Genomic DNA, 26642 nt, shown 5'->3' with positions numbered 1-26642 from the left:
TTAAGTTCATTTTTTCTATAGGACTATTGTACAATAAAGACTCCCTTATCGTCAAGTTAGCCCTCTTGGCTGGACTTGTCAAAAAGGGAGAAGATCCAATCAATAAAGCGCTGTAAAAGCCCCTTGGCCTTCTTAAGATTTTCTTGTCCTTCCTCGCTATTGATATAGTCCTTGGCTTTTTGGGAATACTTTCCAGCTTGCTCCTTAATATTGTCCCAGTCAATATTTGTGTTTTTCATGTCGTTAAAGAGGTTGACCACTTGGGTCTTTTGGCCTTCAGACAGGTTGATATTGTATTGGTTTTCAATATTTTGGATGATGTCTCGGACTTCTGCTTCATTTTGGGGCATTTTTTCAGCCATTTGGACCTTGACGCTGTTCATAAAGTCATTGGCCTGGTCTTCTCCAACTTCCTCGGTTAGACTGGAGGTAACCACCATTTCCTTATTGGCTACTTTTTTTACATCTTCCGGAATTTTTTGGCCAGTCTTTTTTTCATAGCTCTTGAAGAGGCCTGTTAGGGCAGCAGATCCGGACACATTGCCGGGAGCTGTGACATAGATGTCGGCATCCTTAATCCCTGCTGTAATCAAGGCGTTGCGGTAGGCATCTTCTTTAATCACCTTAACCAGGGGGCTAAGTTTAACATGGATGCCAGATCCTTCTGGTGTGTAGCGGACAATGGCGCAGGAAATGGCCTTGTTACCAATGTTTTTAGCTGGTAGAACATCTCCTAAATAGTCGTATTCTTCCTTATTGGATACGGTGACATAGTCGGCATCTTCCGGTGGATCCAATTCTTTCAAAATAGCTTCCTTTTCCCGGGGAGTCAGGTCTTCCCCCAGGGTTACCAGGGTGGCTCCCTCTTTAGCTAGGGCTGTAAAGGGAAGCATGGCCAGGCACAAAACCAGGGCCAAAAGCGTATATGTTTTTTTCATTCTATAAACCCCTTTCTCATTTTATGTCTAGAGTATAGCACAAAAATGTGTCAAAAAAATGAAGTCGGGGAATCTTAAGAAAAGATTAGAAATATCTTAAGTTCTTTAGTCCAAAGCTTAAGATTCTTCCGTTGAAAGAGCTATATTTTTGTGTTACGATAAAATTACTTAAGGGGGGAGAAGATGAAGGAGAAGAAAACCATAGGCCAAAGCATGGATGAGATATTTAATAGTGTGGGGAAGAAGGCCTCTTCAGGCCTAAGTAGCTTTCTCCAAGGCTGGAAGGACAGTCAAAAGCTTATTCCAGCCAAAGACCCCAAGTTGGTGGAAAAAAATCCAAGAGTGGAAGCAAAGAGGGATCTTTACCTGATTTTAGGCTTAGTAGGGGGAGTCTCATCGGGGATCACAACAATCAGTTTTTTATTTGAAGTCTTGACAGGCCAGATAAGAGACCTACCCTATCTAGTGATTTTTGCCCTCTTTACCCTGGCCAGTGCCTTCTTAATCTACCGGTCTTCCTACTATAAAAAAGCCAAGATCCGCCTGGAAAAATATATCCGGGCCCTGGGAAGTGGGACTGTGGGTAAGTTGGATGAAATGGCTCGAATTGCCGGAGTTCCCCTGGAAGTGGCCCAAAAAGACCTGACCAGCTTTATCCAAGACAACACCTTTAAGGAGGCGCAAATTGTAGAAGATGGCCAACTCTTTATCCTGGACTACCCAACCTACCTTCTCTACAAAAAGCAGGCCCAGACCTTGGGAAAAGTCCAAAAAGAGGAATTGGAAAACCCCAGCAATCCGGATGACAGCCAGGGCAAGGAGGCCTTTGGGTCCATAAAAAAAACCTACCCCCAATTAAGACCCCAAGCCCAGGACAAGGTCTTGCCCTTGATTACTACGATTGAGCGGATTTACAAGCATGTAGACCAGTATCCTGAAAATAAAAAATCCCTGACCAAGTTTAATAGCTACTACCTGCCTAGCCTGGCAGACCTGATGAACCGCTATCTCCTCTTGCAAGAAAGCCAAGACCTCAACCAATCAAGCCAGGCCTTGGGAGAATTAGAAGAGGCCTTTGGGCAAATGAACCAGGCCTTTGAAGAACTCTTAGACAAGCTGGGAGGAGCCATGGCCAGGGATAGCCTTTCTGAAGTTAGTGTCTTAAGAAATTTAATGAAACAAGACGGACTTATAGACCGAGATTTTACATTGGAGGAATAAAATGGACGAAAGAAAAATTGAACTCACCCTAGACCAAGGGCCCCAAGCTCCCAAACTGGTCCAGGAAGCCCCCCAAGAAGAAAAATTTAAAGACATCCACTTGACCCCAGAAGAAGAGAGACAGGTGGAAGAGTTTGCGGAAAAAATTGACCTAAGCAATACAGCTACTATCCTAGAATACGGGGCAGGAGCCCAGGGACAAATTGCTCAATTTTCCGAGGAAACCTTAAAGACCATCCGGACAAAAGACCTGGGAGAGGTGGGCGACCTAATCTCCTCTGTAGTCCTGGAGCTAAAAAACTTTGACCAAGAGGAAAAAAAGGGCCTGGCAGGTCTATTCCAAAAGTCCAAAAACAAGGTAGATGGTTTAAAGACCAAGTATAACAAGGCCCAGGCCAATGTAGACCAGATTGCCAAGAGCCTGGAAGGCCACCAAATTCAACTTTTAAAAGATATCTCTACCCTGGACCAAATGTATGACCTCAACCTCTCCTACTACAAGGAATTGACCATGTATATCCAGGCTGGAGAAAAACGTCTGGAAAAGGCCAAGAGCCAAGAGCTTCCGGCCCTGGAAGCCAAGGCCCTGGAAAGTAAACTCCCTATTGATGCCCAAAAAGCCCAAGATTTTCGGTCTTCTATTGACCGTTTTGAAAAAAAGCTCCACGACCTGGACCTGACCCGGATGGTAAGCCTGCAAATGGCCCCCCAAATTCGCCTGGTCCAATCCGGAGATACTGTCATGGTGGAAAAGCTCCAATCCACTATTATCAATACCATCCCTCTTTGGAAGAGCCAAATGGTCCTGGCCCTGGGAGCCCTCCATACCGGCCGGGCAGCCCAAGCCCAAAAGGAAGTTACAGACCTGACCAATGACCTCCTAAAGAAAAATGCGGAGACCTTAAAAATGTCCTCTATTGAAACAGCCAAGGCCTCCCAAAGAGCTATTATTGATATAGACACCATTAAGTACACCAACGACCAACTCATTACAGCCATCCAGGAAATTCGTCAAATTAGTCGGGATGGAGCAGCCCAAAGAGCCCAAGCCAGTGTCCAATTGCAAGAATTGGAAAAAGAACTGAAACGGGGTCTTTTGGATGTAGCCCAAGATAAGTAAGAAAAGCCTCTCGGAGGCTTTTTTTCATGGGGTCAAGTATGATACAATCAAGAGGAGACAAGAAAGGAGGAAGCATGGATTTAGAACGCCAAGCAAAATATTTTGCTCATTTAATTGAAAGTAAGGACCTACAAACCTTAAAACAAGAAGTCGAATCGATGAATGGGGCTGATTTGGCAGAACTTTTGGAATCTTTTGACGAAAGAGATACCCTGCTCATATTCCGTATGATGCCCAAGGACCTGTCCATTGATGTCTTTGCCTATATGACCCCCTACCAACGTCGGCTCTTGATTACGTCCATGACTGATGAAGAATTGGAGTCCATTTTAAACGACCTCTACTTTGATGATATGATTGACCTTTTAGAGGAAATGCCTGCATCCTTTGTCAATAAAGTTCTGGCACAAACCCCCTTAAAAGAAAGAAAGATTATTAATGAATTTTTAATGTATCCGGAGGACTCTGCCGGGTCCATTATGACCACCGAATATGTAGACTTGAAGCCTGAATGGTCAGTAGGCCAAGCTCTGGAATACATCAAGCAAATCGGGATGACCAAGGAAACGGTCTATACCTGTTATGTAAAAAATAAGTATCAAAAACTACTGGGTTTTGTCTCCCTACGACAATTGGTAACGGAAAATCCCCAGGCCAAGATTGAAGATATCATGATCGATGATGTTATTTCTGTAGAGACCTTGGATGACCAGGAAGATGTTGCCGATAAATTTAATAAGTACGGTTACCTGGCCTTGCCAGTAGTAGACCAAGAGCACCGGCTCATAGGGATCATTACCGTAGACGACATCATGGACGTCATGACGGAAGAAACCACAGAAGACTTCCACAGGATGGCTGCTATTGAGCCTTCCAAGAAGGACTACATGGAAGAGACAGTGTGGTCTTTGGCCAAAAACCGCCTACCCTGGCTCTTGATCTTAATGATTTCAGCCACCCTGACTTCAGGAATTATCAACCGCTATAATTGGATTATTCAAGACTTTATTATCCTGACATCCTTTATCCCCATGTTGTCTGACACTGGGGGAAATACGGGGTCTCAGTCCTCGACAATGGTTATCCGGGCCCTGGCTACGGGGGACATTAAGATCAGTGATATATGGAAGGTTGTCTTTAAAGAAGGAAAAGTTGGCCTTATTGCAGGCCTGGCCCTAGGCTTTGTCAACTTTATCCGCCTTTTCTTCCTGGTGAAGGAAAGTTTTTTAATCAGCCTCCTAGTGAGCCTAACCATTCTCTGTGTGGTGGAACTGTCCAAGATCATGGGAGCTTTTTTACCCATTGTGGTGAAAAAACTCGGCTTCGACCCTGCCCTAATGGCCAGCTCTTTTATATCGACCGTTATTGACTCCTGTGCCTTAATTATCTATTTTGGCCTGGCAAACTTGATCTTATACTAGGAGAGAGAGCATGGAAGACAATAGACAATTAGAACACTTAAAACATATGATTGAAGAAAAAGACATGGTGGCCATCAAAGAAGAAATCAGCCGGATGAATGAAGCAGACTTGGCAGAGATTATTGAAGACCTGGATACCACAGATGCCATCCTTATCTACCGAATGTTGCCAAAAGACAAGGCCATTGATGTCTTTACCTACCTCAACCACTCCCAACAACTCCAACTCATTGATGCCATAACAGACCAAGAAATACTCGATATCATGGAAGAACTCTATTTTGACGACATGATTGACCTCTTGGAAGAAGTCCCTGCTGAAATCGTCACCAAGGTTTTGGCAGCAGCCAGTCCGGAAGAAAGACGGCAAATCAACGAGTTTTTAATGTATCCAGCAGGAACAGCTGGGGCAGAAATGACCATCGAGTACCTGGCCCTGAAACCCGAATGGACAGTGGAAGAGTCCATGAAGTTTATTCGGGAAAATGGCGAGGATTCAGAAATCGTCTATACCTGTTATGTGGTAGATGAAAAAAACACCCTCCTGGGCTTTGTGTCCTTAAGAGAATTGGTGGTGGCTGATGATGATACCTTGGTGGAAGATATGATGACAACAGACGTTATCTATGTCAAAACCTTGGACCCCATTGAGGAAGTGGCCGACCGCTTCCAAAAATACGACTACCTGGCCCTGCCTGTAGTGGACAAGGAGCACCGCTTAACTGGGATCATTACCTTTGATGATATCCTGGAAATCATTGAAGACTTGGATACGGAAAACTTCCATAGGATGGTAGGGATCGGGGGAGACTCCGACATGGACTACCTGGATGAAAGTGCCTGGTCCCTGGCAAAAAACCGGATTCCCTGGCTCTTAATCCTCATGATTTCCGGAACCATTTCTGCCGGGATTATCAAGCACTATAACCCCATTATTGCCAAATACATCATCCTGACTTCCTTTATCCCTATGATTACCGGGACAGGAGGAAATACAGGGTCCCAATCCACCACTGTGGTCATCCGGGGATTGGCAACTGGAGAAATTGAACTCAAAGACGTCTTTTACATCATGTGGAAGGAGGGACGAGTGGGTCTGGTGGTAGGAGTCATCCTATCCTTGGTCAACTTTGTCCGCCTGATGATCTTAGGAACAGACCTGGGAGTGAGTGTCCTGGTGACCTTGACTATGATTGTCACCATTATCCTATCCAAACTTCTAGGGGCAGGTCTACCCATTTTGATGAAAAAACTAGGATTTGACCCGGCCCTAATGAGTGCCGCCATTATTACCACCATTATAGATGCTCTGGTTCTAGTGGTCTACTTCAACCTAGCTGGCCTAATCCTATCCCAGATTGCCTGATGATTAAAGCTTCCTAATTGAGGGTAAAAATTCAATATAGGAGGTGCTAATGAAAGTAAATTTTGATAAAATTTATAAAAACCTAGCTCCAAAGGCCCTGTTTTTACTGGGAAAAAAGGGAAGACTCCTAAAACTTGCCAACAAGTCTTTAGAAACTTTGAGTCAAGAGGGATCTTTTAAAGTCTTGGGTCACCAATCAATCCTAATGGTAAAGCTCCTATTGGATTGGACCCAGGGACGCTACAAGGGGGTTAAAAAGAAAAATCTTGTTTTGATTGTGGTGGGGATTCTCTACCTCTTAAACCCCGTAGACCTCATTCCGGACTTTCTTCTGGGAGTGGGTTTTTTAGATGATGTGGCAGTATTTTTCAAAATTCTCCACAAAATTGAAGATGAATTGGACCGATATGAAGATTGGCTCAAGATAGAAAGAGGAACAGGAAAGTAACCTGTTCCTTTCTTTTTTCTCGAAGTTTAGGTCAAGAAAGAAAAATCTCTATAGAGAGTTGACATAATAAGTAGACTATGATAATGTAAAATGTTTATTTTATTTTCCAATTATGCTATACTATACATAGGTTATTGTTGTGAAAATGGAGGTGTAGCATGTTTTCAATTGGCGATAAGGTCGTTTATCCCATTCATGGTGCAGGAGTGATTGAGGATATCGAGAAAAAGGAAGTCTTGGGGGAAGTCCAGGAGTATTACATATTGAAGATGCCGGCAAATCATATGAATGTAATGGTCCCTGTCAAGCAAATGAAAAAACTGGGAGTTCGAGAAATCCTATCTAAGGAGGAAATGGATCAAGTTTTTAAAATTTTCACCCAAGAAGACGAAAGCAAGTTGCCCAAAAATTGGAACCGCCGCTACCGTTACAATATGGACCGGATTAAAAGTGGGGATATTGAAGAGATTGCCAAGGTCGTCCTATGTTTAGAAATCTTAGACCACGAAAAGAGCCTATCCACTGGGGAAAGGAAGATGCTAAACAATGCCAAGCAAATCATCATTTCTGAAATGATTTTGGTCTATGGCAAGGATGAAGAGGAATTGTCTGATTTAATTGACCACGCCATTTTTTCCAACCAATAACCATTTTTTATTTAAGGAGGGAGTATGAACCAAAGCAAAAAATGGTTAGCGCGAATTTTTCGATTTTTATTCACGCTACTGGGAGCTGGGATTGGTATTCTAATCGCTGTAGGCTTAAAGAATTTAAATTTCATCCTTGAAATTTCTTTGCCTCATTTCATCGAAATCATGACTGTGGGATTGATTCTTTTATTTGCACTTATATTTTATTTATTATACCCCAAGGCAGTCTGGCTGTTAGAACAATTCATGGCTTTCATCGAAAAACAATTGGCCGATATGCCCTTGTCTGACCTCTTGTTAGGTTTTACAGGGATTATCCTGGGCCTTGTAGTGGCCTTTTTGGTCTCCAGGCCCATTGACCAAATTCCCTATGTCGGGGGGATTTTAAGTATTTTTATCCATGTAATTTTTGCCTATGTGGGCTATCAACTTTTGGGCCACCGCAAGGCTGAATTGTCCAAGCGGATAACCGAGCTCAGCCTGCCAAAGATTGATGGCTTCATGACGAAAAAGGATAAGTTGGAAGATGCCAAGGTCTTAGACACCAGTGTCTTAATTGATGGACGAATCTTGGATATTTCCCAAACAGGCTTTATAGAAGGTCCCCTGGTGGTGCCGGTCTTTGTCTTGGAGGAACTCCAACACATTGCCGACTCCCAGGATGCCTCCAAAAGAGCCCGGGGGCGTCGGGGTCTGGACATCTTAAAACAGATGCAGGACCATCCCCTGCCTAAGATTGTCATTTCAGACCAGGACTTTAAGGAAATCCCAGAAGTAGATTCCAAGCTCTTAAAACTGGCCAAGGTTTTAAATGCTAAGATTATGACCAACGACTACAACCTCAACAAGGTAGCCAATGTCCAAGGTCTGGATGTCTTAAATATCAATGACCTGGCCAATGCCCTAAGACCTGTTGTCTTAAGTGGCGAGGACCTTCTTGTCACCATCCTCAAGGGGGGGACTGAAGCCCACCAAGGGGTGGCCTACCTGGATGATGGAACCATGGTTGTAGTAGAAAATGGCCGGGACCTTATTGGCCAAAGACTTTCTGTAACAGTGACCAGCATCTTACAAACTTCAGCTGGGAAGATGATTTTTGCCAAGCGAAAGGATGGATAGGAATGATTGAAAAATTTAAGGGGAAACAGGTTTCTTTAAGGCCTGTCTTTGACCAAGACATGGATGACTTTGTCCGCTTTATGAACGACTTTGAAGCCTCCCTCTTTACAGGGTCTATGCCGGGGCTTTATACAGCCGATGATGAAAGGGACTATTTCAAAAAATCCGAAGACAAGAGGCAGTTTGCCGTAGACTACCAGGGTAAGCTCATTGGCCTGGTGGAATTGTTTGATATTGACCTGGTAAACCGCCGGGCAGTTTTAGGAATTATGATTGGCCAGGAAGAGGCTCGGTCTAAGGGCTTAGGCTATGATATTATCAACCTGGTTCTGGACTATGGTTTTTACCTTTTAAATTTACATTCCATTTCCCTAACTTGTTTTACCTTTAACCACCGGGCCCAGGCCCTCTATAAGAAGTGTGGCTTCCAAGAAATTGGCCGCTGGAGGCAGTCTCGTTACCTGGCAGGGGACTATTATGATACCCTCTATATGGACATTTTAAAGGAAGACCATGAACCCTATTTGATCTACCAGGAAATCCAAAAGACCATTGGAAAATACAAAAAATAAAAAAGAGGTCCCTAGCCTGAGCTGGGGACCCTTTTACTTGCGAAATTTTCTCTATTCATGTAGACTATCTATATAATTTGTTGCGAGAAAGAATCATGATTGAATAAAGGAGGTCATATGAAACTAGGAATTTTTGGAGCAACAGGTTTGGTAGGCCAAACCATGTTGAAAATATTGGAAGACAGAGAATCCTTTAAGGATGTCCAAGTGGAGGTTTTTGCTTCTAGCCGGTCTAAAGGCCAAGAAATTGACTATCGGGGACAAAAGTTAGTTATTCAAGAGTTAAGTGAAGAGTCTATCAAGGCAGGGAACTTGGACTATGTCCTATCAGCCCTGGATGGGGACCTAGCGGCAAAATTTTTGCCCTTGGCAGCCCAAGAAGGGATTGTATGCATTGACAACTCCTCCTATTTCCGTATGGACCCAGACAAACCCCTGGTAGTACCGGAAATCAACCTGGATACCATCCGACCAGAGGACAAGATTATAGCCAGTCCCAACTGTTCCACCATCCAATCCGTCATTCCCCTAAAGCCCATCTACGATGCTTTTGGTATTAAACGGATTATCTACTCCACCTACCAATCCACCTCCGGTAGTGGAGTAGGGGGACTAAGGGACTTAGAAGAGGGCCTCAAGGGCAAGGAACCTACAACCTACCCCTATCCCATTGCCTTTAACCTCTTGCCCCATATCGACAAGTTTTTGGACAATGGCTATACCAAGGAAGAAATGAAGATGATCAACGAAACCCGCAAAATCTTAGGAGATGACAGTCTGGCCATTACAGCCACTGCCGTCCGGGTTCCTGTAAAATTTGCCCATGCCGTGTCCATTAATATCGAAACCAAAAAACCCTTTAGTCTGGACCAAGTCTACAAGGTTCTGGAAGACTTCCCAGGCCTGGTAGTCCAAGATGACCCAGCCAAGAAAATCTACCCCATGAACCTCTATACAGAGGGCAAGGATGAGGTCTTTGTGGGCCGGATCCGCCGGGACGAATCCATTGAAAACGGCTTGAACCTATGGTGTACAGCAGACAATATCCGCAAGGGTGCTGCCTTAAATACCATTCAAATTTTAGAAAAAGTAGCCAAGTTGGCCTAGGAGGACCTATGAAAATTGCTATTTTAGGTTTTGGAACTGTAGGCCGGGGGACCTATGACATTCTCCAGGCAAGAAAAGAGACCTTGGAGGACCTAGGGGGAATTCAAGTAGCCAAAGTTCTGGTCTTGCCCAAGGAAGTAGACCGGTGTGGTCTGGACAAGGACCTGGTCACTACAGACTACCAAGAAATCTTAGATAATGAAGAAATTTCCTGCATTGTGGAAGTGACAGGAGCCAAGGCCCAGGGCTTTGCCTTTATGAAGGAGGCCCTGGAGAGGAAAAAGCATGTTGTAACAGCCAACAAGGCGGTAGTGAGTCTCCACCTGGAAGAACTCACAAGCCTGGCCAAGAAAAATGGGGTCCACTTCCTCTATGAAGCAGCAGTAGGCGGAGGTATTCCCGTCATTACCCCCCTGAAGGCCCAGGCCAACCTCAATAAGATTGATTCCATTGAAGGGATCTTTAACGGGACCTGTAACTATATCCTGACCAATATGTTAACAAAGGGTTGGTCCTACCAAGAGACCCTGAAAAAGGCCCAAGACCTGGGTTTTGCTGAAGCAGACCCCACAGATGATGTAGAGGGCCTAGACACCATGCGCAAGCTGGTTATTGTTTCCTCCTTGGCCCTGGGCTTTCCTGTCTTGGAAGACCAGGTGGCCTTGGAGGGGATTTCCAAAATCCAAGTTCGAGACATCAACTATTTCAAGAAAAAGGGCTTAAAGGTCAAACTCCTGGCTAGCTTTAAAAGGCAAGAGGAAGCTTACAGCCTCTTGGTGGAACCTGCCCTAATGGACTTAAACCACCCCTTGTACGGAGTAGATAGAGAAATCAATGCCCTGGGTCTTCACGGAGACTTTGTGGGTCAATTGACCTTTATTGGGCCGGGAGCCGGTAAATACCCTACAGGCAATGCCATTGTCTGTGACCTGATGGAAATTGCCAATAGCAAGGAGAGAGCTTTTGCCTTTGGTCAGGCCCAAGGGACCAGCCAAAACAATATCCGGGCCAGCTACTATGTCTCCCTGGACAAAGGCTACAACCTGCCGGAGGACTGGGTCTTAGAAAGACTGGACCTGGAAGAAGGCCAAGGCATCCTGACCAAGGAAGTCTTCCGTCAAGACCTGGTGGAAAAAATTGGAGACCTGAGAGAGGCCGGAGCCGGAGTCTTTTTTGCCCGGATCCTGTAAGAAGATCAAAGTTTATGGAAAATAAATCAAAGACCGGAGAGAATTTAAGAATCTCTTCGGTCTTTTTATGGTTATTGCAGGGGGAATTTCAATAGACATGGTTAAAGAGAAAGGACACTTGGAGGCCGGGGTCTTGGTTTTCTATGACAAAGTCCCCGCCGTGTAATTGGGCTATTTGCTTGGAAATCAAGATGCCCAAACCATGTCTTGTCACATTGGTCAAATCTTCCCTATTAATTTTATCAATGACATCTTCCGATATTCCCTTACCTTGGTCTGATATCTTGATGATTAGTTTATTCTCAGGGTCTGAAATTGTAACCCTAATTTGCTCCTCTGTATAGCTAAGAGCGTTTTTTAAAATATTTTCCAGCATCCTATAAAATAAGTTGGGGTCCATTTTAATCCTTAGATTTGGATTGTTGATCTTATTTTCAAAAATAATTTCCCTGGTGGGTTTTTCATTAAGCTTGTCCACAATGAGTTTTCGAATGACTTTTAAGGGGTTTTCTTCTGTAAAACTTTCTTTATCCAGCTTAGAAAGAGACAGGGTGAGGTTTAAGCCCTCCAGGATAGTTGAAATTTTTAAAACTTGGTCTTGAATATTTTTTGTATCAAGGTCTTCCTTATTTTCCTTGCTGACTTCCCAGGAAATTTTTGCCAGAGGAGTTCTCACATCATGACTTAAGCCACGAATCCACTTATCTTGAGCTTCTTTTAAATTATGATATTTTTCATTGGCCTTATTTATGGAAATAGCCAGGTCCTTTAATTCTCCATCTTCATTTAACCTTTCATAGTCCTCTTCATAAAGCTTATCGATTGCTCTTTGAAGAGGAAGGATATTTTTAAAGATATTTTTAATATCAACCCTATAGATGATATAGACAAAGAGTAAAAATAAAAGTATAAAGACGATAACCATCTCTAAATTAAAAATAAGGTTTTTGTAACTATAATAATTAAAGGGAAACTTATCCAAAGAATTTTTGGGGTAGGCAAAGAGGATTAGCCCATCCCCTACAATGTAGGTAAATACAGGGTAGTCAGCCAAATAAAACCGGGTGAACCGTGCAACATCTGTAAGGTCGAACTGGTCTTTCACTTCTTGGGGCTTATGAAAACTTTCCACAACCCGGCCATCCCGGTCCAGCCTTATGGACCAAATGCCCCTTTCTTGTAAAAACTTTTTGTTTTTTTCATTGAGATAGTGGGTGCTTTTATTCTTTTCCACATAAGAAAAAACATCATCAGGATTTGTATAGTCATAAGTTAACCTGTAGTTTAAATAGAGGAAGATCACCAGTAGACAGACTAGGAAAAAGAGTAAAAGTAAAATCCTAAGAACAATTTTTTTAAACCTTTTTAAAATATAATTAAACATGACTAGTCCTCTTTAACAAGCTTATAACCGAGACCCTTTATGGTAATTAGGATTTTAGGGTCCCTGGGATTGTCCTCTAGCTTTTCCCGGAGCCGATAGATGTGTGTGATAAGGGTATTCTCGTAGCCATAAGAGTCCTCCCAAACATTGTCTAGAATCCGGTCAATTGAAACGATTTGATTGATATTTTGACAGAGGTAGTCCAGGATTTTAAACTGTTTGGCCGTTAGGGCAATTTCCTGGCCATTTTTTTCCAGGACCCCCCTGGACTTATCGAAAACCACAGGACCTAAGGATATTTTTTCTTGGGTCCTTATTTTTTTGCTCCTTCTTAAAACGGCATCAATCCTCCAGAGGAGTTCATCTGGGAAGAAGGGCTTGACTAGGTAGTCATCGGCCTTGTTTTCAAAGCCTTCTTTCCGGTCATCAATCCCATCTAAGGCAGACAGGATGATGACCGCTAGATCAGAAGTTTGCCGAACCTCCCTTAAGAGGTCAAAACCACTGCCATCTGGAAGCATTAGGTCTAAAACGATAAGGTCAATTTTAAAGTTTTCCAATTTAAACCTGGATTCCTCCAAATTTTTGGCCGTATAAACCTTTTTAAAGCCCTTAGCCTTTAAAAACTGGTATAAATTGTCCAACAAGCTTTTTTCATCATCTACAATTAGGATGGAAAAATTTTTTCTAAAGTCCATTTAAACCCCCCTATTAAGCTTATTATACACCAGTCTTTTCATTTATTTGTCTTTGTGATGTAAAAGTGACCTTGGATAAAGAGTATTTTTATCTAGGCCTGGTATCCTAGCTTTAGGAGGAATGATTATGGAAAAAATATTGGAAATAAAAAATTTGAAAAAATCCTACAAGAAGAAAAAAGTCTTAGATATCGACTCTTTAGACATTCAAGAAGGGGCTATTTATGGCCTCATAGGTAAAAATGGAGCCGGCAAGTCCACCCTCATGAAGCTGGTCCTGGGCCTTGTGAAAAAAGATGAGGGGGTCATTAAGGTTTTTGGCCAGGAAGTAGGCCCTAAAAATCAAAAAGACTTGAACAAGAACCTGGGGGCCTTAATTGAAAACCCATCCTTTTACGACCACCTCACAGGTTATGAAAACTTGGAAATCATCTGCCAACTCAAGGGGATTCCCAAGGAAGAAATTTCAAAGACCTTAGACCTTGTAGGCCTCAAAAACTTGGGCAAAAAGAAGGCCCGGGAATATTCCTTAGGCATGAAGCAAAGGCTGGGCATAGCCATGGCCTTAATTGGAAATCCCAAGCTCCTAATCTTGGATGAGCCCATTAATGGCCTAGACCCTCAAGGGATTGAAGAAATGAGAAACTTGTTTAAGGATATCGTCAAAAACACCTCAACCAGCATCCTGATTTCTTCTCATATCCTGGATGAAATCGAAAAAATTTCCAGCCACATAGGTATTCTGAAGGATGGAAAATTGACCTATAATGGGAGCTTGGAAGGTTATAGGCGGCTCCATCCCCCCTTTATCTCCCTAATGACATCGGACAACAAAAGAGCCCTGGACCTTTTAGACCTTCCTGAAGACAGGACCAGGGGGGAAAAGATTATTTTGGGTAAGATGTCCAACCAAGAGATTGCAGATATGGTGAATTTTTTACATGGCAAGCTGGACATCTATAGGATAGAGGAAGAAAAGGAAAGTCTGGAAAAGCTATTTATCCAAGAGAGCAGGTCTTAGTATGGGAAAGTTAGAAAGAAAAAAATGCAAGAGACTGGGAATCAACTTCTTAATTGTCCTGGTATTTTTCGCCCAAACCTTTATGGTGGCAGGGGTCAGTTTTTCCCAATCTTTTTTACAGGGCAAGTATCCCCTGGCTTATATCCTGGACAGCTATTTATTTATCTCCTTATTGGCCAATCCCATTTTAATCTCCTCTCTTGTAAAAAAAGTCATTGAGATTGAAGAAAAAAATAAGATGTGGCAGATGCAGATCATCCTTGGAGAAAGGGTCAACTCCATTCTCCTGGATAAATTTAAAAACCTGTCTTTCAGGTTGCTTTTATTGCAAATCATTGAGGCCCTGGTCTTCTTGGTCCTGGCCAGGAGGTCAGACTATTTCCATATGACCGGTGGGCTGGCCCTAAGATTTGGGCTGGTAAACCTATCGGCCCTAATGGTCAATTTATTTTTCTTGGGCTTTTTTATGATAGTGGAAATGAAGGCAAAAAAAGTCTACACCCTGTCCTTTCTTTCCATTATAGGAGGGTTGACCGGAATTATTTCCATGCTGACCTCTAAAATTTTAACCTATATCAACCCCTTTGCTTGGATGGCCAGCCTTATGAACCTTTCCTATGTCAAAGAGGGGGACCGATTTGTCCAAGTTTTAAACCCGTTAAACTTTTATACCCTGATCATAGCCCTGGTCCTTTTAACTACTAGCTTGGCTTATTTAAGGACAATGAAGTTCTACCGGCTATGGAAAGACTAGGAGGAAACATGTTAAAGTTAGAATTAAAAAAAATAAAATTTGTAAATATTTTACTGGCAAGTCTGATTATCCCTCTACTAGCCAATGTCTTTGGCCTGGTAAACTATATGGGCAATAGGGAAAGTCTGACCCACCAGTGGCAAAGTCTCTGGACCCAGGTTAGCCTATTTTACTTTTCCTTTTTCTTTATTCCCTTGGTGGCCATTGTCATCGCCAGCCTATGGTCAGTAGAGCACAGGGCCGGGTTGAAATTTATCCGTTTAAGCCCCAAGAAAAATATGGCCTTTGTCTTGGCCAAGTTTCTTTTAGCCCTGATCATCATAAGTCTTTGCCAAGTCTATTTTTTGGTCTTGTTTTATCTAGCTGGGCGGTATATAGGAAATTTTGCCAGTATAAACTTCAATATGTATATTTACTATATCTTCATGAGCATCTTTTTGTCCCTGCCCATTATAGGAATTTTTGGAGCCCTGGCCATAAGGATTCGGTCCTTTGGAATCATCGTTCTCTTATCCAGTGCCTTTACCATGCTGGGCTTTGCCACAGCCTATAGGTCTCTAAAAGTAATTGGCCTGAGCTTTTTGGCCATTGAATCCAACAACTTCAGGTATATAAATGCCCATGATTTAGCCCTTTTAATTCTTTTTGCTTTGGGAGAGGTTGTCCTCTTTTTATACCTTTCCAAGAAGTTTTTAAGTTATGAATAGAAATCATGAAAAATTGCCAACAAAAAAGCTTGTGGAGATATCTCCACAAGCTTTTTTATAGGAACTTGGACTTGAGGTTGGTCCAATAATTGTCCTTATTTAGGGTAATCCGTTGGATCTTTCTCTTACTCATCCGGATGTTGATTTTTCGCAACTGCCGGTAGGTATATTCCACTCCATCTACCACCAGTAGGGAGCTATTGGTGTAGCGGCGTTCCGGGACAATGGTTGTGATAATGTCTCCAGGAATGACAATGGAATTGGACAGGCTCCGGTAGGCGGAGGAGGTAAGGGGGTTTAGGGGGGTGATTTCCAGGACTTCCATGGTGGGGTAAATTAGGGACCCTCCAGCAGAAAAGTTGTAGCCTGTAGATCCGGAAGGGGTGGCCACCAACATCCCATCTCCGGAAAATTTTTCCACATGGTTGCGGTTTAAAAAGAGGTTGAGATGGATGACCTTGGAGTGCTGAGCCTTGACGACAATTTCGTTCAGGGCCGTCAGGTAGAAGCTTCGGTTTTTTGTAAAGACCTCGGCCCCAATAAGGCTGAGTTCTTCAATCATATAGTTGCCCTCTACATAGGCTTTTAGGAAGTCGTCCAATTGATCCGGGATGATTTCCTGGTAAAAGCCCAGGTGCCCCGTATTGATGCCCACAACGGGGATACTGGAAAAGGCGGTTTTGTTTACTGCCTTGATAAAGGCCCCGTCTCCTCCCACGACAATAGTTAAAACGGCATCTTGGTTAAAGTCCAGGCTGGGGACAAAATTTAAATTTTTTAATTTTTCCATGAGTCTTTTGGTGACCCGGCGGGACTCATAGTTTGAATTGGAAATAATATTTACAATAGACTCTTGTGTCAAAATAAGCTCCTTTATTCATAAAATAAATAGTAGATTCTTTTATAATCTTAAAGCAAAAGTGGTAAATTGACAAGCTGGAAGCAGAAAAAGAGCCCGAAGGCTCTTTTTTAGCTGAAGGATAGGATAAAGTTTAATAAAATCCAAATCAACTTTGAAATTAAATCCAGGGTGATAAAGCTAATGGCATACCAACCTAAAAATTGGACCTTAGCAAGGCCTTTGAGTCGGTGCCATAAGAGACCTTGGGCAAAAAGGCAGGTGATACAATAATAAATCAGGGTTGCCCAGATGGTCGGAGTCAAGGCTCCCAGCATGTTAAAGCCCAGGGTGGCTTGCCGGGGGTAGAGGAGAAAGAGGATGGCCAGGACTACTTGGCAAAGGGTCCAGTTGGCCAGGCAGCCTAGGTTTTGTAGGGGCTTAGAAACCTGGATTCGAACAGACCTAAAAGCAACCTTGTGGGCTGTATGGAAGATAAAAGCTGTAATTAGGACCTTTAAAATACCATAGATAATGGCTGAAAAGGACCGGCCCACCAGGGCTACAGGTAGTAGGCAAAAAACCAAACCGATAATGGCCAGGAAGAGGACTCCCTTTTGACCAGTGGCATGGAGTTTTTCCAGTCCATCATAAATCCGGTCATGGACCTTTTCCATATAATTATCAATTTTTTCGTTCTTAACAGGGGCCTTTTTGATAGAATTTTGAGGGCTAGAAGAAATCTCATCCTCTAAGGAATCTTCTTTCAAAAGGTCCTTGTCTGCTTTTTTGATTTTGAATTGGTCCAGGAAGGAAGTTTCCTTTTTCTTGGGCCGGTCTTTAGGAGACTTGGCCTTGCCGGCAAAAAGACCCTTGAGAGAGGCCTTGGCCTTGTCGGCAAAGGATTCTTCTTCCAAGCTTTCCGGAGTAAAGACGATTTTTTGAGACTTGGATAGGTCGTCTTCTTCTAATTTTTCCATATTATCAAAATCCATATGGTCAAAGGAATCTGGATAGAAGATGTAGTCATCGGACTCTTTGGGCTTTAATTGGAGGTTCCTTTGACGGATTTTTTTCAATCTTTCCTTATTTTCCAGTTCAGACTTCTTGAGGTCGGCGATTTTTTTCTGGTCAATTTTCTTGTTGACCACTATTTCCTCTAAGAGGTCAGCATCCTTGCTAAAGTCAATGGATTCTGGACTGGCTTTTTGTTCAATGGTTTCCATGGGAAGTTTTTCTGCATCGCTGATATTGCGTTGGATATCTTCTTGGGGAGTGGACTTATTCTTCAGGGCAGAAAAGATACTGTACTCATCATCTTCTTCATGGATGAATTTTTGCCAGCCGGCCTTGAGCTTATTGACAAAGCCTTGGGATGGGTCCTTGGCCTTTTCCTTAGCCGGAGGTTCTGAAGACTCTATTTTTTCTTCTTTAGGGTCTAGACTCTTGGCTTCTTCTAAATCTTGGTCAATTTTAGTCACAGGTTGGGTCTTACCGGTGGGTTGAGGGCTAAGATCTTTTGGCTTTTTGGGGCCAATAAAATTTGGATTTTCTTCACCTTGGTCCCGGGAATGCAGGGTAAGGTCTATATTTATTTTTTCGTCCACTTGTTGGATTAAATCAACTAAATCACTAGTGGAATGCATGGTTTCTTCAATAGATCTAGGCCCGTCTAGAGGTTTTTCTCTCTTAATATCTTCATCTCGAACGGGAGGGTAGGATCTTGTGGAAGAGTGAGGTATAAAAGGTTGCTTTGTTCCGCAGCGGTGGCAAAATTTTGCTCCATCAACGAGTTTTTCACCGCAATTGATACAATACATAAAGCCCCTCCTTGTTTATTTAGTCTATAGCTTATCAAGCTGCTATAACATTTTTATTATAACATAAAAATCCTGTAAATTGACGGATAAACAAAAGAAAAGCCCCGGGTTTCCGGAGCTTTTCTTTTTGATTTAAAAGTTAAATCAGCAGCTAAGATTAGTTAGCAGCGTTAGTTGCTTCAGCTTCAGCAGCGTTAGCAGCGTTTTGAGCGTTAGCAGCGTCTTCTTTAGCTTGGTTAGCTTCAGCAGCAGCTTTGTTAGCTTCAGTAGCTTCTTTGTTAGCTTCAGCAGCAGCGTTAGTAGCAGCTTGGTTAGCTTCTACAGCAGCGTTTTGAGCGTTGTTAGCAGCGTTAGCAGCGTTGTTAGCTGGTTTGTTACCACAAGCAACAGCACCGATCATTAAAGCTCCAACAGAAGCAACAGCTAATACTTTACGTAATGTTTTCATTTCTAAAATACCTCCTAATAGTTATACGTCATTTTCATTGACAGCTATAGTTTAACTTAAGAATGTGAAAATTAGGTGTAAATTTAGTTAAAAATTTTTGACGAAAGTAACTTTCTATCCAAGGTCAAGATTTGATATAATAATAAAAAAGGTGGGATAAAATGTATCAAGCGCTATATCGTAAGTATCGGTCCAAGACTTTTGATGAGCTTCTAGGCCAAAAGCAGGTGACCATACCCTTAAAAAATCAAATCATCCAGGGCCAAACCAGCCATGCCTATTTATTTTCGGGAAGTCGGGGAACCGGCAAGACTTCGGCGGCAAAGATTTTTTCTCGGGCCGTCAATTGCCTTCATCCTATAGATGGCAACCCCTGTAATGAGTGTGAAAACTGTAAACTCATCCTGGAAGACCGGATGATGGATGTGGTAGAAATGGATGCCGCTTCCAACAATGGAGTGGACGACATCCGGGAATTAAAGGAAAGAGTAGTCTATCCTCCGGGAATTGGTCGCTATAAGGTCTACATCATAGATGAAGTACATATGCTGAGTAAGGGGGCCTTTAATGCCCTCTTAAAGATTTTGGAAGAACCTCCCAAGCACTTGATTTTTATCCTGGCCACAACAGAGCTGGAAAAAATCCCGGCTACCATCCGGTCTCGCTGCCAGAGGTTTCAATTCCGCCGCTTGGACCAAGATACCCTTATCCAAGGTATGGAAGGAATCTTGGAAAAAGAAGGCAAGTCAGCAGACCAGGAGGCCCTGGCCTTGATTGCCCGGCATAGCCAGGGAGCCATGCGGGATGCCCTCTCTCTTTTAGAGCAGTGTCTCTACCTGGACAAGCATTTAACTCTAGCCCAAGTCCAAGACAGCCTGGGCTTGGTAGAAGATGACCTTATAGACCAGGTCTTAAGAGACCTGGTTAAAGACCGGACCTTTTCCTTCGTTTCTGTTCTCAACCAAGCCTACAAGGATGGGCGAGACTTGGAAAGACTCCTTATGGACCTCCTTTACCAGATGAAGGACCTGGTGGTCCAAGTCCAATCCGGCCTCAAGCCAGACAAGGACTACCTGGAAGACTTCCAGCTGGCCTCCTGGCTTCAAGCCATGCATGCCCTGGAAGAAACCGTCCAGACCCTGCGTTATTCCAAGGACCCCCTTCTGGCTGTAGAGATTGGCTTTATGGATGCCTACCTGGCCTTTGGGAGTCAGGCTAGACCCCAAGAAAAGACTCCTTCAGCCAAGGCCTTGGACCAAGACCTAGAGCCAAGGCCCAAGCCAGAGAAAATCCAGGAAGCTCCTCAAAAAACTCAAGACCCAACTGAAAAAACTCAGGCCCCTCAAGATAAGAAAAAAGAGGTCCCTGAAGAAGAAAAAGATCCTGGCCAAGAAAGGCCTCCAAAGGCCCCAAAAGAGGAAAAATCTCCCTCCTTTAAGGAAGACCAAGAACATGGTATAATAGGGAAACAGGACCAGAAGCCAGGTCAAGAAATCGATATGGATCTTTTTAATGAGGTCAAGGACTATTGTAAGGACTATGGAAAGATTACCATCTATGCCCTCTTAAAAGATGCCAAGGCCTATAAGGAAGGAAAGAAGGTCCAGCTGGTCTTTGAACCCAACTTCCAATTTCATGTGCGAAATTTATCCAGCCAGGAAAATCTCCACTTGATTACAGAGGCCTTCCAAAAAGTTTTGGAGGAAGAGGTTCAGGTATCCATTCATTTAAAAGAAGACCAAGAAAAAGATAAAAAGAACGAGGTCGTGGACTTTTTTGGCCAAGACCTTGTAGAGAAAAAATAAGGAGGAAAGAAATGGCACGTGGTGGATTTCCCGGCATGGGAAACAACAAAAATATGATGAAGCAGGTACAAAAGCTGCAAAAGCAAATGGAAGAAATGCAAAACGAACTCAAGGAATCTGTTGTGGAGGCATCTTCCGGTGGAGGAGTTGTTACAGCCAAAGTCAATGGGGAAAAGGAAGTTTTGGAAATCCATATTGACAAGGAAGTTGTAGACCCAGATGATGTAGAAACCTTGGAAGACTTGGTTCTAGCTGCTGTCAATGAAGCCCTGCGAAAAGTGGACGACAAGTCCCAAGAAGCCTACCAAAAGATGACAGGTGGTCTAAACATACCGGGGATGTTTTAATGAAGGGGCAACAACCCATCGAAAGTCTGGTCTATGAACTGTCCAGACTTCCTGGGATTGGCCGAAAGACAGCCCAAAGGTTGACCTACTACCTCCTGGACCAGGAGGAAAAAGATGTGGAAAATTTGGCCCAGGCCATTTTGACAGCCAAGAGGGAGACAAAAAAATGCTCTCTTTGTTCCAACTATTCAGACCAAGACCCTTGCGAAATTTGCGCCAACCCTAAAAGAGATGGGTCTATCCTCTGTGTGGTGGAACATCCAAAAGATGTAGTAACCATGGAAAAAACTGGTAAGTTCAACGGCTACTACCATGTTCTTCACGGAGTCATTGCCCCTCAAAAGGGACTGGGGCCCCATGAGCTCACCATTCCTGAACTCTTAACCCGGCTGGGAGACCATGATTTTCAAGAGGTAATCCTGGCTACCAATCCTACCCAGGATGGGCAGCTGACGGCCCTATATTTAGCCCAGCTCATCCAACCCATGGGGATTAAGTGTACCCGGATCTCCTACGGCCTGCCCGTTGGGGGAGATATGGAATATTATGATGCCGTAACGGTAGGAACGGCCCTGGAAAATCGAGTAGAAATAAAAAAAGAAGTAGACTGAAAGAGGTCTACTTCCTTTTTATTTCTAGTGGATTTGAAGGATTCGACTGGCTAAGACGGCTGCCCCAAAGCCATTGTCAATATTGACAACAGCCGAGCCGGTTGCACAGGAATTGAGCATGGATAAAAGAGCCGCCAAGCCTTGGAAGCTGGCCCCATAACCCACACTGGTAGGAACCCCAATGAGAGGGCACTTCACCAGACCACCTACCACGGAAAGTAGGGCTCCTTCCATACCAGCAATGACAATGACCACCTTGGACCGGGCCAGGTCATCCTGGTAGTTTAAAAGCCGGTGGATTCCTGCTACGCCTACATCCTTGATAAAGTTACAGGAAACGCCCATCGCCTTTAGGGTGACCAAGCACTCTTGGGCAATAGGGAGGTCTGAAGTTCCGGCGCAGAGGAGGGTGGCTTGGGCCTGGGCTGGAGGGTAGGACCCATAGTGGTAGATTTGGCCAGCAGAGTCATAGGAGCCAGCAAATTTTTCTACCAGGACCTGGCCCATTTGGGCTGAGGCCTTGGTAACCAAGATATTGTCCAGACCCCTTTGGGCCATAGCGCCTAAAATCTCCACCACCTGGGGGATGGTCTTGGACTTGCCGTAGATAACTTCTTGGAAACCACACCGGTCTTTCCGGTCCAGGTCCACCTGGGCATCTTTTAACTTCAGGACACCTAGGACCTGGCTACTGGCTTCATCTAGAGAAAGTTGCCCAGCCAGGCAATCACTGATGATCTTTTTGACTTGTGACTCGTTCATTACTATCCTCCTTGTAGAGCTTTGTTCCCAAAATAAAGACCAGGGTGTTTAGGAGTAAAAAGGCTAGGACATAAAAAGGACTAGACATCAAGGCTCCCCAAATCATTAAAAAGGCAGCCAGGGTGGCCATAATGGGAGCAAAAAAGTTCCGGAAAAAACTCTTGTATTGACCCTTGAGATAGCCTTGGATCAAACGAATATAGAGGAGAATATAGGATGCATAGGAAAAAACAATGGCGATTTCACTGGCATCCCGACCTCCCAGGAGGTTGAATTTCAAAATAAGATAATGGAGGCCCATCCAAAAGAGGGTTAGGAGGTAGAAGGCCAAGCTAGACCGTAAGTTGATTTGATAGCGGGGGTGGAGTTCTTCCATCCTCTTAGGAAGGATACCCCTTTGGGCCAGGGCTTGGGGCATCCGGATTCCTCCTAGGCAGATTCCATTTAAGACACCTAGAACGGAAATCAAGACAAAGATCATTAAGACCTTTCCTCCAATGGGCCCTAGAAGGTCCATGGAAATGGAATTGATGGTGGCATCTCCCATGGTGAGGATAAAACTTTCCCCTGCATAGTGGACAACCCCTGTAAAGTAGAGGATGTAGATGAATAAAATCAAAAGAGGAGATAGGATTAAGGCCAAGGGAACATTCTTCTTGGGATTTTTTACCTCAGGAACAATGGTGGTAGAAATGATCCAACCATCATAGGAAAAGGCCATGGGAGCCAGGGCAGCGAGAAAGCTCACCCCTTGCTTGGAGGGCTCTACAGGAGTCACACCAGCCGGCAAGGGCAGGCTTCCCTTGCCTAGGAAAATCCCAGCTAGGGCAATGAGGAAGAGGGGGACTAACTTGACAAAGGTGGATAGGTTTTGTAGGTAACCTCCCCAAATCCGTCGCAGGGCATTTAAAAGACAAAAGGCCGTGAGGTAGACCAAACCTAGGCCTACTTCCATCTCCAGACTAGAGGGGATGCCCAAGATCATAAAGGTATATAGAGCTCCAGCCCAGGCCACCACAGCAGGGACGCTGGGAAGGTACATAACAAGTTGAAAGAGGCCAAAGCCCGATGCAATGGATGGGTTCCAGGTGTCCTCAAAATAGGACATGGCTCCACCACTGTCTTGGTTATCCAAGGCCAACTGGGATAGACTAAGAGAGCCAAAGATAATCCCCATAGCTCCTAGGACCAGGATGACCAGGCCCAGCTTAAAACTGCCTCCAGTGGCAATGAGAATGTCATCGGCTTTAAAAAAGATTCCTGAACCTACAACAATTCCCACAATCATGGTAATCACTGTGGTCAGACCATAGGCTTGATAATTTGATGTTTCCTTCATAGTTCCTCCAATAGTAAAGTTTAATACTATCTATTATAGGCTTTCAGGCTTGGTTTTTCAACAGATTAGAACTTTAAATCTAGGATTCTTGCCAGGGATAGAGTATAATAAAGTAGAGGTGAATTATGGAAAAGGACCTATTTTCAAAATTTAGTCAAGTGAGCTACCAGGAGCCCATGAAAAATCACACCAGCTTCCGCCTGGGCGGACCGGTGGATGTTTTTATTGAGCCCCAAAGCCCTGATGAAATTCAAGAAATCATTCGTCTTTGTAAAGAAGAATCCCTGCCCTGGATGGTTCTGGGCAAGGGGACCAATTTAATTATTAGTGACCAGGGTCTGGATGGAGTCATCATCCACATGGGCCAGGCCTTTGAAAAAATAGAAAAGATTGACCAAAAGACCATCCGGGCCTACTCCGGGGCCAGCCTAAAGGACCTGGCAGAATTTGCCCTGGACCTTTCCCTGGAAGGTTTGGAATTTGCCCATGGCATTCCCGGATCTGTGGGGGGAGCCATTACCATGAATGCAGGGGCCTATGATGGGGAATGCGTTCAAGCAGTTAAGGAAGTCTGCCTTATGACCCGTCAAGGCCAGGTCAAGGTTCTTTCTAATGAGGAGATGGACTTTGCCTACCGGCATAGTCGGGTCCAAGAGGAAAAAGACATTGTCCTTTGGGCCAGCTTTGCCCTGGAAAAGGGAGATCCTGTAAAGATTCAAGACAAGATGGAGGACCTTTGGCAAAGGCGCCTAAACAAGCAACCCCTGGAATACCCCTCAGCTGGGTCCACATTTAAAAGACCCCCGGGCCACTATGCCGGTCAACTTATTGACCAGGCGGGCTGTCGAGGTCTCTACCACCGGGGAGCCCAGGTGAGCCAAAAACACTGTGGCTTTGTCATCAACAAGGATGGGGCCACAACCCAGGCTGTGGTGGAACTTATTGAAACAGTACAAAAGTTGGTAAAAGACCAGTTCGGAGTAGACCTGGAGACAGAAGTCAAGGTCTTAGGAAGATAGGAGGAGCTATGGAAATTTTAGTCATTACCGGTTATAGTGGGGCAGGAAAAAGCGTGGCCTTGGACGTAGTGGAGGACCTGGGCTATTTTTCCATGGACAACCTCCCTCCCTCTCTTTTAGAAAAATTTATCGACCTGGCCATTGAATCTCCAAAAATCCACAAGGTGGCCGTGGTTATGGATACCCGGGGTGGGGTCTTTTTCTCCAACCTGCCCCAGGCCATTGAAAAAGCCAAGGACAAGAAGATCAAGGTGTCCATCCTCTTCTTGTCGGCCAGCGAGGATGTCATTGTGGCCCGCTATAAGGAAAGGAGACGCCCCCATCCCCTGGGAGATTCCATTGTGGAAGGCTACCGCAAGGAAAGGCAAGAGCTGGAAAATATTAAAAACCAAGCCGATATTGTCATTGACACCTCCAACTTGTCTACCAACCAATTCAAGCAACGCTTGACCCAGGAACTGGCCAGCAAGGACCAGGCTAAGCTCCGGGTGACCATTAATAGCTTTGGCTTTAAGTATGGGATTTTGCAAGATGCAGACATTATTTTTGATGTCCGCTTCTTACCCAACCCCTACTATATCCCAGAATTGAAAAAGCTAAATGGTCTAAACAAGGAAACTCAAGACTTTGTCCTATCCAAGGCCCAAAGTCAAGAATTTTTAGACAGGCTCTATGACTTGTTTGTCTTTTTGATTCCCCACTACATAGAAGAGGGCAAGAGGCAGCTGGTGATTGGCCTGGGTTGTACCGGAGGTTTCCACCGGTCTGTGGCCATGACAGAGGCTCTAGCCAAGAGGTTGGAAAAATTGGACCTCTTGATTCAAACCCGCCACCGGGACATGGAATCAGGTGATTGACATGAAGAAAAAAGTCTGCTTTATAGGGGGAGGGTCTGGCATCAGCCACATCCTTCGAGGTCTCAAGCACCGGGACTATGACCTTTCAGCCATTGTCACCATGACGGATGATGGGGGAGGGTCTGGGATGATCCGGTCCCAGTGGGGACTTTTGCCCCCAGGAGACTTGCGAAATTGCTTGATTGCCCTGGCCAACACAGAGCCCACCATGAGCAAACTCATTAACTACCGTTACAAACAAGGTCCCCTGAAGGGGCAAAACTTCGGCAACCTCTTAATTGCCACCATGTCCGATATGTATGGGAGTTTTGAACAGGCAGTGGAAGAGCTGAGCCAGGTCCTGAAGGTTTCCGGCCAGGTCCTGCCTGTGACCCTGGATAAAAACCACCTGGTGGCCCGTTTTGCCAATGGGGAAAGGTGTATTGGAGAATCTGCCATTCCCAAGGTTGCCCTGAAGCAAAAAACCCATATTGACCGGATGGAGCTTTTTCCCGGTGGGGCCAAGATGTTTTACCACTGCGAAAAAATCCTCTTGGATGCTGATGCCATTGTCTTGGGACCGGGCTCTCTTTATACTTCGGTCATTCCCAACCTCCTGGTAGATGGAGTGGCCAAGTCCTTAAAAAAGTCCAAGGCCAAGAAGATCCTCTTGATGAACATCATGACCCAGCCAGGAGAAACGGACGGCTACAGCCTGACAGACCACATTCGAGCTCTGGAAGCCCATAGTTATCCGGGCCTTTTAGATGCCTGCCTGGTCAATAAGACCCCCCTATCTGAAACCCTTAAGGCCAGTTACCAGGGTAAGAACAGGGCAGAGCAAATCTTCCTGGAAAGAGAGGAAAGACAGACCCTGGAAAAAGAGGGGCTGGTCCTAGTGACGGGAGATTTTTTAGACCAAAGCCAAGGTTTTGCCCGTCATAAGATTTCCACTGTAGACCAGGCCCTAAAAGAATTCTTAGCCCCCTAAACAGATTTGTGATTTTCTAGGAAGAAGGTCCCTTTTTAAGGGGAATTTAGGAAATTTCCATTGAAAGAATCAAGGCCTTATAGTATAATATCAATAGCAATTCTTAAATC

The 26642-nt window shown here is 44.3% G+C and carries 27 protein-coding genes; 19 read left to right on the top strand and 8 right to left on the bottom strand.

What is annotated here, in order from left to right:
- Positions 1-56: 56 nt before the first annotated feature.
- Positions 57-938: a DUF1002 domain-containing protein gene (locus CS898_RS04000; protein ID WP_099208161.1), complete on the bottom strand. Its 882-nt coding sequence runs from the start codon at positions 936-938 to the stop codon at positions 57-59.
- A gap of 183 nt (positions 939-1121) precedes the next feature.
- Between CS898_RS04000 and CS898_RS03995 the strand changes: the two genes are divergently transcribed.
- The 10 genes from CS898_RS03995 (at position 1122) to CS898_RS03950 (ending at position 11152) form a co-directional block, all read left to right on the top strand.
- Positions 1122-2159: a 5-bromo-4-chloroindolyl phosphate hydrolysis family protein gene (locus tag CS898_RS03995; protein ID WP_099208160.1), complete on the top strand. Its 1038-nt coding sequence runs from the start codon at positions 1122-1124 to the stop codon at positions 2157-2159.
- Between the two features lies 1 nt (position 2160).
- Positions 2161-3279 carry a toxic anion resistance protein gene (locus tag CS898_RS03990; protein WP_099208159.1) on the top strand — a complete coding sequence of 373 codons (1119 nt, stop codon included), beginning with the start codon at positions 2161-2163 and terminating at the stop codon, positions 3277-3279.
- A 74-nt stretch (positions 3280-3353) separates the two neighbouring features.
- The gene (mgtE, locus tag CS898_RS03985; RefSeq protein ID WP_009430750.1) at positions 3354-4700 is read left to right on the top strand and encodes a magnesium transporter; all 1347 of its coding nucleotides are present in this window, start codon (positions 3354-3356) and stop codon (positions 4698-4700) included.
- Positions 4701-4710: 10 nt separating this feature from the next.
- Entirely contained in the window at positions 4711-6066 is a 1356-nt protein-coding gene (gene mgtE / locus CS898_RS03980) for a magnesium transporter (RefSeq protein ID WP_099208158.1), read from the top strand.
- 49 nt (positions 6067-6115) lie between these two features.
- Entirely contained in the window at positions 6116-6514 is a 399-nt protein-coding gene (locus CS898_RS03975) for a YkvA family protein (protein WP_009430369.1), read from the top strand.
- 158 nt (positions 6515-6672) lie between these two features.
- A complete protein-coding gene (locus tag CS898_RS03970; RefSeq protein ID WP_009430722.1) occupies positions 6673-7161 on the top strand; it encodes a CarD family transcriptional regulator in 489 nt (162 codons plus the stop codon).
- 24 nt (positions 7162-7185) lie between these two features.
- Entirely contained in the window at positions 7186-8283 is a 1098-nt protein-coding gene (locus tag CS898_RS03965; protein WP_009431337.1) for a PIN/TRAM domain-containing protein, read from the top strand.
- A gap of 2 nt (positions 8284-8285) precedes the next feature.
- Entirely contained in the window at positions 8286-8855 is a 570-nt protein-coding gene (locus CS898_RS03960) for a GNAT family N-acetyltransferase (RefSeq protein WP_099208157.1), read from the top strand.
- A 117-nt stretch (positions 8856-8972) separates the two neighbouring features.
- On the top strand, positions 8973-9962 hold the full coding sequence (locus tag CS898_RS03955; RefSeq protein ID WP_009431021.1) for an aspartate-semialdehyde dehydrogenase: 990 nt from the start codon (positions 8973-8975) through the stop codon (positions 9960-9962).
- Between the two features lie 8 nt (positions 9963-9970).
- Positions 9971-11152 carry a homoserine dehydrogenase gene (locus CS898_RS03950; RefSeq protein ID WP_009431610.1) on the top strand — a complete coding sequence of 394 codons (1182 nt, stop codon included), beginning with the start codon at positions 9971-9973 and terminating at the stop codon, positions 11150-11152.
- Positions 11153-11240: 88 nt separating this feature from the next.
- Here CS898_RS03950 and CS898_RS03945 read toward each other — a convergent pair whose 3' ends face one another.
- Together CS898_RS03945 and CS898_RS03940 are read right to left on the bottom strand one after the other, a co-directional pair.
- The gene (locus tag CS898_RS03945; RefSeq protein WP_099208156.1) at positions 11241-12536 is read right to left on the bottom strand and encodes a HAMP domain-containing sensor histidine kinase; all 1296 of its coding nucleotides are present in this window, start codon (positions 12534-12536) and stop codon (positions 11241-11243) included.
- 2 nt (positions 12537-12538) lie between these two features.
- A complete protein-coding gene (locus tag CS898_RS03940; RefSeq protein WP_099208155.1) occupies positions 12539-13234 on the bottom strand; it encodes a response regulator transcription factor in 696 nt (231 codons plus the stop codon).
- A gap of 127 nt (positions 13235-13361) precedes the next feature.
- Here CS898_RS03940 and CS898_RS03935 point away from each other — a divergent pair, with 127 nt between their 5' ends.
- The 3 genes from CS898_RS03935 to CS898_RS03925 are packed head-to-tail and all read left to right on the top strand — an operon-like array spanning position 13362 to position 15716.
- Entirely contained in the window at positions 13362-14255 is an 894-nt protein-coding gene (locus CS898_RS03935; protein ID WP_009430812.1) for an ATP-binding cassette domain-containing protein, read from the top strand.
- A gap of 1 nt (position 14256) precedes the next feature.
- A complete protein-coding gene (locus CS898_RS03930; protein ID WP_099208154.1) occupies positions 14257-15009 on the top strand; it encodes an ABC-2 transporter permease family protein in 753 nt (250 codons plus the stop codon).
- 8 nt (positions 15010-15017) lie between these two features.
- Positions 15018-15716, top strand: coding sequence for an ABC transporter permease (locus CS898_RS03925; RefSeq protein ID WP_099208153.1), 699 nt, complete (start codon positions 15018-15020; stop codon positions 15714-15716).
- A 55-nt stretch (positions 15717-15771) separates the two neighbouring features.
- On the opposite strand, the gene CS898_RS03920 is transcribed toward CS898_RS03925, so the two are convergent.
- The 3 genes from CS898_RS03920 to CS898_RS03910 form a co-directional block, all read right to left on the bottom strand.
- Positions 15772-16578 carry an NAD(+)/NADH kinase gene (locus CS898_RS03920; protein ID WP_234976014.1) on the bottom strand — a complete coding sequence of 269 codons (807 nt, stop codon included), beginning with the start codon at positions 16576-16578 and terminating at the stop codon, positions 15772-15774.
- 107 nt (positions 16579-16685) lie between these two features.
- Entirely contained in the window at positions 16686-18374 is a 1689-nt protein-coding gene (locus CS898_RS03915) for a zinc-ribbon domain-containing protein (RefSeq protein WP_099208152.1), read from the bottom strand.
- 157 nt (positions 18375-18531) lie between these two features.
- On the bottom strand, positions 18532-18822 hold the full coding sequence (locus tag CS898_RS03910) for a hypothetical protein (protein WP_039880584.1): 291 nt from the start codon (positions 18820-18822) through the stop codon (positions 18532-18534).
- 161 nt (positions 18823-18983) lie between these two features.
- Here CS898_RS03910 and dnaX point away from each other — a divergent pair, with 161 nt between their 5' ends.
- Genes dnaX through recR form a run of 3 tightly spaced genes read left to right on the top strand, consistent with a single transcriptional unit; the run spans position 18984 to position 21585 of the window.
- A complete protein-coding gene (gene dnaX, locus CS898_RS03905) occupies positions 18984-20627 on the top strand; it encodes a DNA polymerase III subunit gamma/tau (RefSeq protein WP_009430680.1) in 1644 nt (547 codons plus the stop codon).
- Positions 20628-20638: 11 nt separating this feature from the next.
- Positions 20639-20974, top strand: coding sequence for a YbaB/EbfC family nucleoid-associated protein (locus CS898_RS03900; RefSeq protein ID WP_009430087.1), 336 nt, complete (start codon positions 20639-20641; stop codon positions 20972-20974).
- Complete coding sequence (gene recR, locus CS898_RS03895) at positions 20974-21585, top strand: recombination mediator RecR (RefSeq protein WP_009431624.1); 612 nt, start codon at positions 20974-20976, stop codon at positions 21583-21585. Before CS898_RS03900 ends, recR begins: the two co-directional genes overlap by 1 nt.
- A gap of 24 nt (positions 21586-21609) precedes the next feature.
- Here recR and larB read toward each other — a convergent pair whose 3' ends face one another.
- Both larB and CS898_RS03885 read right to left on the bottom strand, forming a co-directional pair.
- On the bottom strand, positions 21610-22347 hold the full coding sequence (gene larB, locus CS898_RS03890; RefSeq protein WP_009431038.1) for a nickel pincer cofactor biosynthesis protein LarB: 738 nt from the start codon (positions 22345-22347) through the stop codon (positions 21610-21612).
- The gene (locus tag CS898_RS03885; RefSeq protein WP_009430429.1) at positions 22313-23686 is read right to left on the bottom strand and encodes an APC family permease; all 1374 of its coding nucleotides are present in this window, start codon (positions 23684-23686) and stop codon (positions 22313-22315) included. Before CS898_RS03885 ends, larB begins: the two co-directional genes overlap by 35 nt.
- Positions 23687-23811: 125 nt before the next feature.
- Between CS898_RS03885 and murB the strand changes: the two genes are divergently transcribed.
- From murB to CS898_RS03870, 3 genes are read left to right on the top strand one after another with little or no spacing between them, the layout of a single operon-like run.
- On the top strand, positions 23812-24705 hold the full coding sequence (gene murB, locus CS898_RS03880; RefSeq protein WP_009430982.1) for a UDP-N-acetylmuramate dehydrogenase: 894 nt from the start codon (positions 23812-23814) through the stop codon (positions 24703-24705).
- Positions 24706-24713: 8 nt separating this feature from the next.
- Positions 24714-25562: an RNase adapter RapZ gene (rapZ, locus tag CS898_RS03875; protein WP_009430477.1), complete on the top strand. Its 849-nt coding sequence runs from the start codon at positions 24714-24716 to the stop codon at positions 25560-25562.
- Between the two features lies 1 nt (position 25563).
- On the top strand, positions 25564-26532 hold the full coding sequence (locus CS898_RS03870; protein WP_009431867.1) for a gluconeogenesis factor YvcK family protein: 969 nt from the start codon (positions 25564-25566) through the stop codon (positions 26530-26532).
- Positions 26533-26642 lie beyond the last annotated feature (110 nt).

Source organism: Urinicoccus timonensis, from assembly GCF_900232945.1.
Classification (GTDB): Bacteria; Bacillota; Clostridia; order Tissierellales; family Peptoniphilaceae; genus Urinicoccus; species Urinicoccus timonensis.
The sequence above is the reverse complement of the archived record's forward strand: the minus strand, read 5'-3'. Positions and strand labels throughout refer to the sequence as shown.

What these genes read in the sequence shown, in the direction of transcription:
- CS898_RS04000 (WP_099208161.1), bottom strand. Translation starts at nt 938, where the DNA reads ATGAAAAAAACATATACGCTTTTGGCCCTGGTTTTGTGCCTGGCCATG.
- CS898_RS03995 (WP_099208160.1), top strand. Translation starts at nt 1,122, where the DNA reads ATGAAGGAGAAGAAAACCATAGGCCAAAGCATGGATGAGATATTTAAT.
- CS898_RS03990 (WP_099208159.1), top strand. Translation starts at nt 2,161, where the DNA reads ATGGACGAAAGAAAAATTGAACTCACCCTAGACCAAGGGCCCCAAGCT.
- mgtE (WP_009430750.1), top strand. Translation starts at nt 3,354, where the DNA reads ATGGATTTAGAACGCCAAGCAAAATATTTTGCTCATTTAATTGAAAGT.
- mgtE (WP_099208158.1), top strand. Translation starts at nt 4,711, where the DNA reads ATGGAAGACAATAGACAATTAGAACACTTAAAACATATGATTGAAGAA.
- CS898_RS03975 (WP_009430369.1), top strand. Translation starts at nt 6,116, where the DNA reads ATGAAAGTAAATTTTGATAAAATTTATAAAAACCTAGCTCCAAAGGCC.
- CS898_RS03970 (WP_009430722.1), top strand. Translation starts at nt 6,673, where the DNA reads ATGTTTTCAATTGGCGATAAGGTCGTTTATCCCATTCATGGTGCAGGA.
- CS898_RS03965 (WP_009431337.1), top strand. Translation starts at nt 7,186, where the DNA reads ATGAACCAAAGCAAAAAATGGTTAGCGCGAATTTTTCGATTTTTATTC.
- CS898_RS03960 (WP_099208157.1), top strand. Translation starts at nt 8,286, where the DNA reads ATGATTGAAAAATTTAAGGGGAAACAGGTTTCTTTAAGGCCTGTCTTT.
- CS898_RS03955 (WP_009431021.1), top strand. Translation starts at nt 8,973, where the DNA reads ATGAAACTAGGAATTTTTGGAGCAACAGGTTTGGTAGGCCAAACCATG.
- CS898_RS03950 (WP_009431610.1), top strand. Translation starts at nt 9,971, where the DNA reads ATGAAAATTGCTATTTTAGGTTTTGGAACTGTAGGCCGGGGGACCTAT.
- CS898_RS03945 (WP_099208156.1), bottom strand. Translation starts at nt 12,536, where the DNA reads ATGTTTAATTATATTTTAAAAAGGTTTAAAAAAATTGTTCTTAGGATT.
- CS898_RS03940 (WP_099208155.1), bottom strand. Translation starts at nt 13,234, where the DNA reads ATGGACTTTAGAAAAAATTTTTCCATCCTAATTGTAGATGATGAAAAA.
- CS898_RS03935 (WP_009430812.1), top strand. Translation starts at nt 13,362, where the DNA reads ATGGAAAAAATATTGGAAATAAAAAATTTGAAAAAATCCTACAAGAAG.
- CS898_RS03930 (WP_099208154.1), top strand. Translation starts at nt 14,257, where the DNA reads ATGGGAAAGTTAGAAAGAAAAAAATGCAAGAGACTGGGAATCAACTTC.
- CS898_RS03925 (WP_099208153.1), top strand. Translation starts at nt 15,018, where the DNA reads ATGTTAAAGTTAGAATTAAAAAAAATAAAATTTGTAAATATTTTACTG.
- CS898_RS03915 (WP_099208152.1), bottom strand. Translation starts at nt 18,374, where the DNA reads ATGTATTGTATCAATTGCGGTGAAAAACTCGTTGATGGAGCAAAATTT.
- CS898_RS03910 (WP_039880584.1), bottom strand. Translation starts at nt 18,822, where the DNA reads ATGAAAACATTACGTAAAGTATTAGCTGTTGCTTCTGTTGGAGCTTTA.
- dnaX (WP_009430680.1), top strand. Translation starts at nt 18,984, where the DNA reads ATGTATCAAGCGCTATATCGTAAGTATCGGTCCAAGACTTTTGATGAG.
- CS898_RS03900 (WP_009430087.1), top strand. Translation starts at nt 20,639, where the DNA reads ATGGCACGTGGTGGATTTCCCGGCATGGGAAACAACAAAAATATGATG.
- recR (WP_009431624.1), top strand. Translation starts at nt 20,974, where the DNA reads ATGAAGGGGCAACAACCCATCGAAAGTCTGGTCTATGAACTGTCCAGA.
- larB (WP_009431038.1), bottom strand. Translation starts at nt 22,347, where the DNA reads ATGAACGAGTCACAAGTCAAAAAGATCATCAGTGATTGCCTGGCTGGG.
- CS898_RS03885 (WP_009430429.1), bottom strand. Translation starts at nt 23,686, where the DNA reads ATGAAGGAAACATCAAATTATCAAGCCTATGGTCTGACCACAGTGATT.
- murB (WP_009430982.1), top strand. Translation starts at nt 23,812, where the DNA reads ATGGAAAAGGACCTATTTTCAAAATTTAGTCAAGTGAGCTACCAGGAG.
- rapZ (WP_009430477.1), top strand. Translation starts at nt 24,714, where the DNA reads ATGGAAATTTTAGTCATTACCGGTTATAGTGGGGCAGGAAAAAGCGTG.
- CS898_RS03870 (WP_009431867.1), top strand. Translation starts at nt 25,564, where the DNA reads ATGAAGAAAAAAGTCTGCTTTATAGGGGGAGGGTCTGGCATCAGCCAC.